The organism is Streptomyces mobaraensis NBRC 13819 = DSM 40847 (assembly GCF_017916255.1).
Taxonomy (GTDB): domain Bacteria; phylum Actinomycetota; class Actinomycetes; order Streptomycetales; family Streptomycetaceae; genus Streptomyces; species Streptomyces mobaraensis.
Window position 1 is genome coordinate 5,821,404 of sequence record NZ_CP072827.1, and the last position, 12,609, is coordinate 5,834,012.

Here is a 12,609-nt window from a genome sequence, read left to right on the forward strand (position 1 = left end):
TGCCCCTGCCCCGCCCTTTCCCGTTTCTCGCGGGGGCAAGCCCCCGCACCCCCGTAACCGCGCTCCGCGCGGTTGTCCTCAAGCGCCGGACGGGCTGATTGGCTCAGACCTGGTGCAGCCCCCGCCCCGCCAGGGAGAGCATCACCTCGCCCACCGCCTCCGACAGCGTCGGGTGCGGATGGATGTGCTGGGCCACGTCCGCCGCCTCCGCGTCCCAGCCGACCATCAGCTGGCCCTCGGCGATCATTTCGGAGACGTGGGGGCCGACGAGGTGGACACCGAGGATGCGGCCGGTGCGGTCGGCGACCGCCTTCACCATGCCGCCCTGGCCGTGGACCATGCCCTTGGCGGTGCCGGTCAGCGGCATGGAGTTGACGGTGACGTCGTGGCCGGCGGCGACGGCCTGTTCCTCGGAGAGGCCGACGGACGCCGTCTGCGGGCTGGAGTAGGTGACGCGGGGCACGGCCGCGTAGTCGACCGGGCGGGGGGCGCGGCCGGCCAGGGTCTCGGCGACGAGCAGGCCCTCGGCGAACGAGGCGTGGGCCAGGCCGAGGGAGGGCGGCGGCAGCAGGTCGCCCACGACGTGGACGCCGGGCACCGCCGTCTCCAGGCGCGTCCAGTCGGCCGGGGCGAGGAAGCCGCGGGCGTCGGTGGACAGTCCGGCCGCCGCCAGGCCCAGGCCGTCCGTGACCGGCACCCGGCCGACGGCCACCAGCAGGCGGTGCACGGTCAGTTCGCGGACCTCGCCGCGGGCGGTGCGGACGGTGGCCCGCACCCCGCCCTCGAAGGGGCGCGCGTCTTCCAGGCGCGCGCCCGTCTGCACGTCGATGCCGCGCTTCTTCAGGCCCCGGGTGAGGTGCCGGCTCACGTCGGCGTCCTCCAGCGGAAGCAGCCGGTCCGCCGCCTCCACCAGCGTCACGCGGGCGCCCATGGAGCGGTGCAGCGAGGCGTACTCGACGCCGATCGCACCGCCGCCCAGCACCAGGACGGACGCCGGGAGCCCCGGCGCGAACAGCGCGTCGTCGCTGGTCACCACGTGCCGGCCGTCCGGTTCCAGGCCCGGGAGGGTGCGCGGGCGCGACCCCGTGGCCAGGACGACGCCGCGCCGGGCGCGCCACTCCGTACCCGCCTCGGCGCCGGAGTCCACCCGGATCGTACGGGCGGAGGTGAGGGAGGCGGAGCCGCGGACGACGCGGACGCCCGCCTGGGACAGGTGGCTCTCGACGCCCTTGTGGTTGCGGCCGACGATGTCGTCGCGGGTGGCGGTCAGCGCGGCCCAGTCGACGGACTCCAGTGTGGCCCGCACGCCCCAGCGCTCGCGCGCCTCCGCGATGCCGTCCACCAGTTCCGCCGCGTGCAGCATCGCCTTGCTCGGTATGCAGCCCCGGTGCAGGCACGTGCCGCCGACGAGGTCGCGTTCGGCGAGCACCACGTCCAGCCCGAGGTGCGCCGCGCGCAGTGCGGTGCTGTAGCCGCCGGTGCCGCCGCCGATGACGATGACGTCTGTCTCATGCATGGCACAACCCTCCGCCCAGCAGTGAATATGAGTCCAACGCAAGGTTTCGATCGGAGCGATGAACGATGTTCATGGGGGAGTCGTGAGTCTGCGGCAGATGGAATATCTGGTGGCGGTGGTCGAGGAGCGGTCCTTCACCCGTGCCGCCGAGACGCTCAACGTCACCCAGTCCGCCCTGTCCCACCAGATCAAGGCGCTCGAACGGGAGGTGGGCGGCGCCCTGCTGGAGCGGCTGCCGCGCGGGGTCGGGCTGACGCCCATGGGACGGGCCTTCCTGCCGCACGCCGAACTCGCCGTCCGCAGCGCGGGGCTGGCCCGGCGGGCGGCCAAGGCGGCGGCCGGGGCCGAGGGCGGCGAGCTGCACATCGCGACGCTGCACGCGCTGGCGATCGGCGCGCTGCCGCCGGTCCTCGCCCGCTGGCGGCGCGTGTTCCCCGACGTCCGGCTGCACCTGCGCGAGTACCTGACCACGGACGAGCTGCGCGACCACGTGGACCGGGGCGTCGCCGACATCGCGATCGGCCCCCGGCCCGAGCGATGGGCGGGGCCGGTGGTCTCCCTGGGGACCGAGGAGATCATGATCGTCGTCTCCCGGGACGATCCCCTGGCGGGGCGTACGCGCCCGGTCCACCTCGCCGAACTCGCGGACCGGGCCTGGGTGCGCTGCGTCCTGGAACCGGTGATCGGCGGCCGGCGGTGGCTCGACCGCGAGTGCGAGCGGTACGGGTTCCGCCCGGTGACCGCCATGGAGGTGCAGCACGCGTCCACGGCGGTCCGGCTGGCCGTGGCGGGCGTCGGCATCCTCGCCTGCTCGGTGGAGGTGGCGCGGGCGACGGCGGGGGCGGTCGCCGTTCCGGTGGAACCGGCGTGGCGGCAGGAGCTCACGGCGTACGCGCGCGTCGAACTCACGGGCGCCGCGCTGCGGTTCGTCGAGGCGTGCCGCGAGGACCGGCGGGCGACGGGCGCGCCGGCGCCGCACGTCGGCGGACCGGCCGCTGCCCATCCGGCGCCGCGCGTCAGCGGACCGGCCGTCGCCCTCGCGGCGCCGGCACGGTGAACAGGACGCGGAAGTACGACGCGTCGGCCCGCTCCTCGACCATCCGGCCCTCCGCCTCCACCCAGGCGTGCGCGCCGAACGGCGGGCGGGCCCGGACGCCCACCGCCCAGGCGGGCCACTGACCCCGCGCCCGGCACAGCAGCACCGTCGCCAGGGAGCGCGGGAGGCAGCCCTCATCCGAGGCGCAGCGCAGGCTGACCGCCTCGACGGCCGCCCGCGCGGCGCGCGCCTCGGCGTAGGTGGCCGGGCGGGCGCCGCGCGCGAGGCGGGTGAGGAGGGCCCGGATCCTGGCCGGGGGCCGGCGGGCCAGGCGGCCGGCGAGCGCGACGGCGGCCAGGGCGAGCAGCCGCCGGCCGGGGGAGAGCCGTACCGGGGCCCGCCGGGGGACGACCGCGCTCATCCGCGGACCACCTTCGCTGCGCGCATGCCGGTCAGCAGCCGTTCCACGTCGGCGCGGGCCCGCTCCGCGTCCACCGCGTAGCCCTCGGTCAGGGCGTCCGCCGCCTGGTCGACCGTTCCGCCCGCCAGGAGGGTGCGGAGCGCCAGCGACGCGGTGGCGTTGAGCTGCCAGTAGCGTCCGGTTGCTTCGTCGAGCAGCACCGTGCCGTACTCGGTGTCGGTGGTCGAGGCGTCGGGACGCAGGTGCAGGGCCATCGTTCGTTCTCTCCGTGACGGTGTCGGACGCGGACAGGGCGGGGCGGGTCAGCCGGCGGACCGCACCCACAGCTCGCAGGCGAGCGCGGTGGCGAAGGCCCCCTCGTGCGAGCGGGGCGCGTACGGGCGCTCGCAGAGCGCGCGGAGCGGTCCGGGGTCGGCCAGGCCCAGGGCGGCGAGCCGGGAGGAGTCCCACAGCGCGGCGAGTTCCCGGCGGTGCGCGGCGAAGCCCTCGGCGGCGATCGTCGTGCCGTCCGACTTCGTCCGCCGCTCCAGCACTTCGGAGGGTGTGATCCCGCGCATCGCGGCCTTGGCCAGCGGCTTGAACTCCCATGGGGTGACGCGGTCCTGGGGCCTGGTGGCGAGGCACGCCTCGACCACCCGGTCGTCCAGGAACGGCGAGGCCGACAGGATGTCGTCGGTGCTCGTGAGCTGGTGGAAGCCACGGACCTGCCGCCCGGCGTCCTGGATCCCCAGCAGGTCGGCGTGGGCGCCGCGGGCCGGCGCGAGCGGTACGGCCGTCCGGACGGTCTCCCGCAGGGCCACGGTCACCAGGTGCCGCGCCTCGGGGGTGGCCCACGGGGGCAGCCGCAGTTCGCCGCCCCAGTCGAAGGCCCGGTCGCGGGCGCGGCGGGCGCGACCCCGGACCAGGGCGGCGGCCTCCGCGGTGAGCCAGCGGCGGTAGGAGTCGCCGTCCAGCAGCGTCCGGGCCGCGTCGGCCAGGGGGAATCCGGCGAGCCGCCGGTAGGCGTACAGGGACCGGGCGGCGGTCAGCGGACGGCTGCGCAGCAGGTCGTGGTAGCGGGCCGGGTGACCGGACAGGCTCTGGTCCCCGCCGAGTCCGTCGAGGTGCAGCCGGGAGCCGTGTCCGATGGCGAGGGCGCGCAGGGCCCGCAGCCTGGGGGCGCTCAGCAGGGCGGTGGACGGCTCGTCCGGCGGGCCGGTGAGGTCGGTGAGACCGCTGAAGAAGGACGGCAGGTCCCGTTGGGGGAAGACGATGTGCTTCACCCCCGGCAGCCGGGCCGCGGCCAGCCGGGCCCAGTACACGTCGTCGTCGGCGCTGTCGTCGTTCTCCACGGTGAAGGCGGTCAGCGCGACGGGCTCCCGGGCGGCCAGCACGGTCATGGTGGTGGAGTCCATGCCGCCGGAGAGGTCGCTGGTCAGCGTGGAGGAGTCCCGGGTACGGACGCGGACCGCCTCCTCCAGGGCCCGCCGCAGCGGTGCTGCCGCCTCCGCCAGCGGACGGACCGCCTCCGGGAGGTGCCACCAGCGGTCGACGCGGTGCCGCCGGCCGTCGGGGGAGAGGGTCAGCCGGGAGCCGGGCGGGACGGCGGCCACGCCCCGCCACGCCGGACGGTCGCTCAGCGGGTGCGGAAGGGAGCCGAGCAGACGCAGCGCCAGCACGGTCCGGTCGAGGGACGCGCCGGTGAGGGCGGCCAGGACGTCGGCGCGGTCGCCGGCGACGGCCAGGCCGTCGAGGCTGCCGTGGAAGACGCGGCGCAGGCCGGAGGCGCTGCCCCGGATCTGGGTCCGGCCGCCGACGGAGGCGATGAGGTGGTGGCTGCCGGCCCAGCGGGAGGCCGGCCCGTCGAGCTGCGCCGGATCGGTGGTGCGGGCGGCGAGGGCCGTCAGCTCGGACCGGCTCGCCGAGCAGTGGCCGACGACGACGAGCCGCGCCGTGCCCGCCTCGACGGAGACGACGGGTTCGGCGCCCGTCCGGCCGACCACCCAGGGCCGGCCGGACGGGTGCGTCATGATCCGCGTATGGCCCGGAGGAAGCCGGCCGGCGGCGGCCGCCGCCGTCTCATGGTCCGGCAGGACCACGAAGAACCGCTCTTCTTGACCGGTCACCTCAACCTCCATATCGGGACCGCCGGATCACGACGGATTTACCGGACTTCGAACGGGATCACCAGAACTTCGAGAAGCTGTGCGTGATCGGTTCGGAGCCCTCGAGGCCGATGTATCCGGTGTCCTCCTGGAAAGAGCCGACCTCGAACATTTGCGGAGCCTCGTACGGTGCGAGCGCACGCGGCTCGGTTGCCTCATCGTTCTTCATCGCACATTCACCTTCTTCCTTGTGAATACGGTGGACAAGGTGGTTTCCCGGCAGGGAACGGCGCGAGTCCGCTGCTCATGGGCATGATCGAGCAGTGCGTCCGCGGTCCCTCCGGAAAACCGGGTGTTCTTCCGGGAAGACGATCAACCGTAACCACGGTGGATCACCGCGGGCAACCCCGAACCGGCCCGGAACACGGGGGAGTTGCGGAATGGCGCCCACTGTTTCCCGAGATCCGACATTTGTCATTCCGATGAAGTGAACTCCGGGAAAATGCCGCGAAATTCAGGCATTACGTCGCCGGAACGCCTCATTCCCGGGCCAGCAGCGCCACCGGGTACCGGTGCAACAACCGGCCCAGCAGCACCCGTTCGTCGCACGCCCGGCCCGTCAGCAGCTCCCGCCACCCACCGCCTCCGCCGCCGTCTCCCGGCAGCGTCAGCGCCGTGTCGCCCCAGCCGCCCGCCGCCTCCAGCCCCCGTGCCAGCCGCGTCGCCACCGTCACCACCTCGCCCGAGCGGGCGAAGGCGACGCAGTGGTCGGCGGCGGGCCCCTCGGCGGTCAGCGGGGCGTACGTGGCGTCCGGGCCGAACCAGGCGGGGTGGGCGCGGCGCAGGCGCAGCGCGGTACGGGTGAGGTGGAGCTTCTCCGCCCCCAAGCCGGCGGGCTCCCCGGCCGCGAAGTCCGGCGGGCGGCGGTTGTCGGGGTCGACGAGGGTGCGGGAGACGCGTTCGGTGCCCATGTAGACGTCGGGGACGCCGGGCATGGTGAGGTGGAGCAGTGCCGCGCCGAGCGTGTTGGCCCGGATCGACGCGGCGGCGGTCGCCGCGAAGGCGGTGAGCTCCTCGTGGGCCGGGCCGCACGGCCCGGCGACGACGAAGCGCTCGACCGCCTCCTCGTACGCCGCGTCGGGCTCGGTCCACGTCGTCCGCAGCGCCGCCTCGCGGACGCCCTTGAGGACGGCGGGGACGAGCCGCAGGGCGTCCGGTTCGCCCAGGCCGAAGGCGGTCTGCCAGGCCGTCCAGGCCACGTGCGGCTCGGGCGCGGGCGTCCGTTCCGCCAGCCGGGCGAGCAGCCGCGCCCACGCGTCCGGGTACTCGGTGAGCACCGCTATCCGCGCCCGGACGTCGGCGCCGCGCTTGGTGTCGTGGGTGGACAGGACCGTGCCGGTGGTGGGCCGGTCGCGCTGCGAACGGGCGCAGAAGGCGTGGAACTCGGCGGGCGCGACGGCCGGCCGGCCGGGGGAGCCGCCGACCTCGGTGGCGGACAGCAGGGGCGCGTAGCGGTAGAAGGCGGTGTCCTCCACGGACTTGGCGTGCAGGGCGGCGGCGGTCTGGGCGAACCGGGCGCAGAAGTCCCGATGGTCCGGCCCGTCGCCGAGCCGTCCCAGGGCCGCGTCCCGCACCACGTCCACCGCGTCCGCCTCCGCCGGCACGGCGAACGCCGTCCGCGCCTCCCGCGCCGCCTCCTCCAGCAGGGCGGCGTCGGCGGGGGCCACGGGTGCGCCGGGCCGGGCGTAGGGGCGGTAGACGGGCAGCCGGACGAGGATCTCGCAGAGGGCCGTGCGCAGCGCCCAGGGGGCGTGGTCGCGCAGCGGCAGCGCGCCGTCGCAGATCCGGCCGGCGACGCGGACGAGGCGTTCGACCTCCGTCACCAGCTCGTGGGAGACCATCCGCCAGGCGGCCCGGCGGGCCGTGGCCGGCCAGTCGCCGCCGCGGTCGGGCGGCGGCGCGGCGAACGTCCGGTAGGCGGCGGTGAGCCGCTCGGCGCCGGCCGGGTCGGTGAACAGGCCGTCGACGCGGTGGAGGGCGTCGTAGCCGGTGGTGCCGGCCACCGGCCAGTCGGCGGGGAGCGTCTCGTCGCGGGCGAGGATCTTCTCGACGACCGTCCAGCGGCCCCCGGTGGCCTCGTGCAGCCGCCGCAGGTAGCCGGCCGGGTCGGCGAGCCCGTCCGGATGGTCGATCCGCAGTCCGTCGGCCACCTCTTCGCGGAGCAGCTGGAGCACCTTGGCGTGGGTGGCGTCGAAGACCTCGGGGTCCTCGACGCGGACGGCGATCAGCTCGGAGACGGTGAAGAAGCGGCGGTGGTTGAGCTCGGTGCGGGCCAGCCGCCACCAGGCCGGCCGGTACCACTGGGCGTCCAGCAGCTCGGGCAGCGGCAGCTTCTCGGTGCCGGGGCGCAGGGGGAGGACGTGGTCGTAGTAGCGCAGGGTGCCGTCGTGGACGGTGAAGCGGTCGAGTTCGTCGCCGAGCCGGCCGGCCAGCAGGGGAAGCAGCACCCGGCCGCCGTGCTCGGCCCAGTCGATGTCGAACCAGCGGGCGTAGCGGGAGACCGGCCCGTCCCGCAGCACCTCCCACAGCGGCCCGTTGAGGTGCTCGGGCGCGGGGACGGCCATGTGGTTGGGCACGATGTCGAGGATCAGGCCGAGCCCGTGGGCGCGGGCGGCGCGGGACAGCGCGCGCAGCCCGTCCTCGCCGCCGAGTTCGGCCCGGACCGCCGTGTGGTCCGTCACGTCGTACCCGTGCGAGGAGCCGGGGACGGCCTCCAGGACGGGGGAGAGGTGCAGGTGGGAGACGCCGAGGGCGGCGAGGGCGGGCACGGCCCGCTCGGCCGCGGCGAACGGGAAGGAGGGCTGGAGCTGGAGGCGGTAGGTCGCCGTCGGAGGCGCCGGGCTGTCGCGCTTCATGGGAACATCCGTACCCAGTCGAAGGGCTGTGTGCTCGTCCTACAGTGGGCGTTGCAGGACGGCCAGGCTCCGGTCGGTCAGGGTGAGCCGGTCGCCGGCGGCGAGCTTCCGGCCGTCGTCCGTCACCCCGTCCGGGAGCGCGGTGTCGACCACGACCTGCCAGAGCCGCCCGTGGTCCGGGGGGATGACGAAGTCCAGCGGTCCGTGGTGGGCGTTGAACAGCAGCAGGAACGAGTCGTCGACCACCCGTTCCCCGCGCGGGCCCGGCTCGGAGATGGCGCCGCCGTTGAGGAAGACCGCCAGGGACTTGGCGTACGCGGCCTGCCAGTCGGCGTCCCGCATCTCCTCCCCTTCCGGGGTGAACCAGGCGATGTCGGACAGTTCGTTGAAGGTGCCCTGCTCGGGGCGGCCGTGGAAGAAGCGGCGGCGGCGGAAGACCGGGTGGTCGCGGCGGAGCCAGACCATGGCGCGGGTGAACGCCAGCATCCGCCGCGCCCGCTCGGCCGCCGTGCCGTCCGGACCCGGCCAGTGCACCCAGGACAGCTCGCTGTCCTGACAGTAGGCGTTGTTGTTGCCGCGCTGGGTGCGGGCGAACTCGTCGCCGTGGCTGATCATCGGCACGCCCTGGCTGAGCAGCAGGGTGGCGATGAGGTTGCGCATCTGCCGCTCGCGCAGGGCGAGCACCGCCGGGTCCTCGGTCTCGCCCTCGGTGCCGCAGTTCCACGACCGGTTGTGGCTCTCGCCGTCCCGGTTGTCCTCGCCGTTGGCCTCGTTGTGCTTCTCGTTGTACGAGACCAGGTCGTGCAGGGTGAAGCCGTCGTGGCAGGTCACGAAGTTGACGGAGGCGAGCGGGCGGCGGCCGTCGTCCTGGTAGAGGTCGGAGGAGCCGGTCAGCCGGGATCCGAAGTCGGCCAGGGTGGCCGGCTCGCCGCGCCACAGGTCCCGGCAGGTGTCCCGGAACTTTCCGTTCCACTCGGTCCACAGCGGCGGGAAGTTCCCGACCTGGTAGCCCCCCTCCCCGACGTCCCACGGCTCCGCGATCAGCTTCACCTGGCTCACCACCGGATCCTGCTGCACCAGGTCGAAGAACGACGACAACCGGTCCACCTCGTGGAACTGCCGGGCGAGCGTCGCCGCCAGATCGAAGCGGAACCCGTCCACCCGCATCTCCGTCACCCAGTACCGCAGCGAGTCCATGATGAGCTGGAGCACATGGGGACTGCGCATCAGCAGTGAGTTCCCGGTGCCGGTGGTGTCCATGTAGAACCGCGGGTCGTCCGCCAGCCGGTAGTACGAGGCGTTGTCCAGACCGCGGAACGAGAGCGTCGGCCCCAGGTGGTTCCCCTCGGCCGTGTGGTTGTAGACGACGTCCAGGATCACCTCGATGCCGGCCTCGTGCAGCGCCCGCACCGCCGACTTGAACTCCAGGACCTGCTGCCCCCGGTCGCCCCACGAGGCGTAGGCGTTGTGCGGGGCGAAGAAGCCGATGGTGTTGTAACCCCAGTAATTGGCCAGGCCGAGATCCACCAGGCGGTGGTCGTTGACGAACTGGTGCACCGGCATCAGCTCGATCGCCGTCACCCCCAGGTCCTTGAGGTGGTTGACGATCGCCGGGTGCGCCAGCGCCGCGTAGCTGCCCCGGACGTCCTCCGGCAGCTCCGGGTGAAGCATCGTCAGACCCTTGACGTGCGCCTCGTAGATGACCGTGCGGTGGTAGTCGGTGCGCGGCGGCCGGTCGTCGCCCCAGTCGAAGTACGGATTGACGACGACGGACGTCATCATGTGCGGAGCGGAGTCCAGATCATTGCGGGCGTCCGGATCGTCGAAGTGATAGCCGTAGACCGCCTCACACCAGTCGACGGCGCCGCTCACCGCTCGTGCGTACGGATCCAGGAGCAGCTTGGCGGAGTTGCACCGCTGCCCCCGCTCGGGGGCGTACGGGCCGTGGGCCCGGAAGCCGTACCGCTGGCCCGGCATCACCCCCGGCAGATAGGCGTGGCGCACGAACGCGTCGCTCTCCCGCAGCTCGACCGCCGTCTCCGAACCGTCGTCGTGCAGCAGGCACAACTCGACCCGCTCCGCCGCCTCGGAGAAGACCGCGAAATTGGTGCCCGCACCGTCATAGGTGGCACCGAGGGGATACGCCTGTCCCGGCCAGACCTGCATAGGCTCGACTCTTTCGCTTCTCCGGGCTCTCCCGGGCACCGTTGCCCTGGACCGTCGAGATACAGATCTTCCCCAAAAGCGGCGCCCCCACCGCTCGCCGGGCCACGTCCACCCGGGTGACGGGCGGGATTTCCCCTCGGAGGCCCGCCTTCCGCAAGCGGGTTTCGGCCTTTCTCCGTGCTCCGCGCCGGATATCACTATGAATCAGCTCACTCCCGCACCGGTGCCCCCGGACAACCGCCACACCCGGCAGGCGAGTTCACCGGGCGGCCGACCGGGGCGTGTGCGCCGGCTCCCGCGGGCGCAGTAGTCTGCCTTGATCATTGAACGGGGGGCGGAAGGCGGTGGACTGGTGAGCTCGGGCGGGCTGGAGCTGCCCCCTGCGGACGGCGACGCGGGGGAGGAAGCGCCCGGCGGTACACCCCTCGGCGCCGTCTCGCTGGTGCGCCCCGGCGAGATCGGGGCGGAGCTGGACTGGGACGCCGCCGCGTGGAGCGAGGTGCGCACCCGCGCCCGCCGCGCCGGCCGCGCCTACATCTGGCTGAATCTGGTGGAGCAGCGGCTGCGCGCCGTCGTCGCCGCCGTGCTGCGGCCGGTGTACGAGCCGGTGCACGGCGAGGACGAGTGGGTCGTCGCCGCGGCCGGCCCCGCCGGCCAGGAGTGGGTGCAGCGGGCCGTCGCCGTCCGCGAGGTCAGCCGCCGCAAGGGCTACCTCCTCGACCCCGCCGACGACAACGTCCTCAGCTTCCTCACCCTGCCCCAGCTGCGGGAGCTCCTGGTCCAGCACTGGCCGTGCTTCGAGCCGTACCTCGACGACCGGCGCGAGCTCGAACTGGCCCTCGACGAGCTGGAAGTCACCCGGAACGTCGTCTCCCGCAACCGCGCCCTCTCCCGGACCGTCCTCGACCAGGCGGAACGGGCGTCCGCCCGGCTCCTGGACATCCTCGGCAGCGGACCCGGCGGGCACTCCGTGGACCGGCTGCCCGTCGACGCGGTCGAGGATCTGGTCGGCGACCGGTACGCGGACGTCGTCGGCGTCCACCCGGACCGGGTGCGGCTCCAGCGGCAGCTGCCCGTCGAGGACCTGTTCGGCAGCGCCCGCCGCCTCGACGCGGTGGGCATCGGCCTGAACCTGCTGGTGCAGAACTACTCGGGGCGCCGGCTGGTGCGGCTCGCCGAGCACGGCTGCCGGGCGCGGCTCCTCTTCCTCAACCCGGCGAGCAGCGCGGTCCGCCGCCGGGAGCGCGAGCTCGGCCTGAAGAAGGGCGAGATGAGCCGGTCCGTGGAGATGAACATCATGCACATGCGGCGGGTGCGCGACCGGCTGTCCGACCCGACCGCGTTCGAGATCCGCGTCTTCGACGAGACCCCGCGCTTCACGGCCTACCTCGTCAACGGCGACGGGCCTGACGGGCTCGCCGTGGTCCAGCCCTATCTGCGCAAGGCGCGCGGGATGGAGGCGCCGGTGCTGGTGCTGCGCGGCGGCCGGCGCGCCGAGGTACGGGCGCAGGCACCGGACGAGCACGGGCTGTTCGACACCTATCGCGAGGAGTTCGAAGGGGTCTGGCAGGACTCGCGGCCGGTCTCCTGACGGTTCGCCGCGCCGGGGCCCCGCTGTGCGGAACCCCTCGCCTGGAGCCTCGCGCTCGGCGCTCCCTTGTCCGCCGGCCGGTATGACGCGGTCTCAGCCCGTTGTCAGTGCCTCGTGCGAGGCTGTTCTTCCAACGGGGAAAGCACCACCGAGGGGGGATGTGCCATGGGCTGGCACGGGGAGCTGCTGGTCGGGTTCGACCTGGAGACGACGGGGACGGATCCGGCGGAGGCCCGGATCGTCACGGCGGCCGTCGTGGAGACCAAGGCCGGTGAGCCGGTGGGCCGGAGGAGCTGGCTCGCCGATCCCGGCGTACCGATCCCGGCCGAGGCTGCCGCCATCCACGGCATCACCGGGGAACGGGCGGCGGCGGAGGGCCGGCCCGCCTACGAGGTGGTCGCGGAGATAGGGCGGACCCTGGCCGCGCACTGGGCGGCGGGCACCCCGGTCGTCGTCTACAACGCCGCCTTCGACCTCAGCCTGCTCGCCGCCGAGCTCCGCCGGTACGGCCTGCCGCCGCTGCTGCCGGAGGGCCTCGGCCCGGTCGTCGACCCCCTCACCATCGACCGCGCCGTCGACCGTTACCGCAAGGGGCGCCGCACTCTCGGCGCGGTCTGCGCCGAGTACGGGGTCGTCCTGGACGCCGCCCACGAGGCGGGCGCCGACGCCCTGGCGGCGGTACGGGTCGCCCGCGCGATAGCCGAGCGGCACCCGGGCATAGCGGAGGCCGACCTGGCGGACCTGCACCGCAGCCAGGTGCGCTGGTACGGCGAGTGGGCCGCGGGCTACCAGGCGTGGCTGCGGAGGCAGGGGCAGGAGGGGGCCGTGGTGGACGGGAAGTGGCCGCTGCGGTAGGGCGGGGGAGCGGGGCAGCCCCCGC

The 12,609-nt window shown here is 74.1% G+C and carries 10 protein-coding genes; 3 read left to right on the top strand and 7 right to left on the bottom strand.

Annotated features, from left to right (window positions below; translation table 11 throughout):
- Positions 1 to 103: 103 nt before the first annotated feature.
- Positions 104 to 1,516, bottom strand: coding sequence for a dihydrolipoyl dehydrogenase (gene lpdA / locus J7W19_RS25165; protein ID WP_004949356.1), 1,413 nt, complete (start codon positions 1,514 to 1,516; stop codon positions 104 to 106).
- Positions 1,517 to 1,613: 97 nt separating this feature from the next.
- On the opposite strand from lpdA, the gene J7W19_RS25170 reads away from it, so the two are divergent.
- Positions 1,614 to 2,573 (top strand): LysR family transcriptional regulator, encoded by a 960-nt coding sequence (locus J7W19_RS25170; RefSeq protein WP_004949359.1) that lies wholly within the window; start codon positions 1,614 to 1,616, stop codon positions 2,571 to 2,573.
- Here the strand turns inward: J7W19_RS25170 and J7W19_RS25175 are convergent.
- The 6 genes from J7W19_RS25175 to glgX all read right to left on the bottom strand — a co-directional run bounded on the left by J7W19_RS25175 (position 2,533) and on the right by glgX (position 10,138).
- Complete coding sequence (locus J7W19_RS25175) at positions 2,533 to 2,973, bottom strand: lasso peptide biosynthesis B2 protein (RefSeq protein ID WP_004949361.1); 441 nt, start codon at positions 2,971 to 2,973, stop codon at positions 2,533 to 2,535. The genes J7W19_RS25170 and J7W19_RS25175 overlap by 41 nt on opposite strands.
- Positions 2,970 to 3,227, bottom strand: coding sequence for a lasso peptide biosynthesis PqqD family chaperone (locus J7W19_RS25180; RefSeq protein ID WP_004949363.1), 258 nt, complete (start codon positions 3,225 to 3,227; stop codon positions 2,970 to 2,972). Before J7W19_RS25180 ends, J7W19_RS25175 begins: the two co-directional genes overlap by 4 nt.
- A 48-nt stretch (positions 3,228 to 3,275) precedes the next feature.
- Entirely contained in the window at positions 3,276 to 5,078 is a 1,803-nt protein-coding gene (locus J7W19_RS25185; RefSeq protein WP_051072671.1) for an asparagine synthase-related protein, read from the bottom strand.
- A gap of 58 nt (positions 5,079 to 5,136) precedes the next feature.
- Complete coding sequence (locus tag J7W19_RS25190; protein WP_106429688.1) at positions 5,137 to 5,286, bottom strand: lasso RiPP family leader peptide-containing protein; 150 nt, start codon at positions 5,284 to 5,286, stop codon at positions 5,137 to 5,139.
- A gap of 310 nt (positions 5,287 to 5,596) precedes the next feature.
- On the bottom strand, positions 5,597 to 7,972 hold the full coding sequence (gene treY, locus J7W19_RS25195; protein WP_004949366.1) for a malto-oligosyltrehalose synthase: 2,376 nt from the start codon (positions 7,970 to 7,972) through the stop codon (positions 5,597 to 5,599).
- A gap of 39 nt (positions 7,973 to 8,011) precedes the next feature.
- Positions 8,012 to 10,138: a glycogen debranching protein GlgX gene (glgX, locus tag J7W19_RS25200; RefSeq protein ID WP_004949368.1), complete on the bottom strand. Its 2,127-nt coding sequence runs from the start codon at positions 10,136 to 10,138 to the stop codon at positions 8,012 to 8,014.
- Positions 10,139 to 10,490: 352 nt separating this feature from the next.
- Here glgX and J7W19_RS25205 point away from each other — a divergent pair, with 352 nt between their 5' ends.
- Positions 10,491 to 11,729, top strand: coding sequence for an SAV2148 family HEPN domain-containing protein (locus J7W19_RS25205; protein WP_004949370.1), 1,239 nt, complete (start codon positions 10,491 to 10,493; stop codon positions 11,727 to 11,729).
- 165 nt (positions 11,730 to 11,894) lie between these two features.
- Positions 11,895 to 12,584 carry a 3'-5' exonuclease gene (locus J7W19_RS25210; protein ID WP_004949372.1) on the top strand — a complete coding sequence of 230 codons (690 nt, stop codon included), beginning with the start codon at positions 11,895 to 11,897 and terminating at the stop codon, positions 12,582 to 12,584.
- Positions 12,585 to 12,609: the final 25 nt, after the last annotated feature.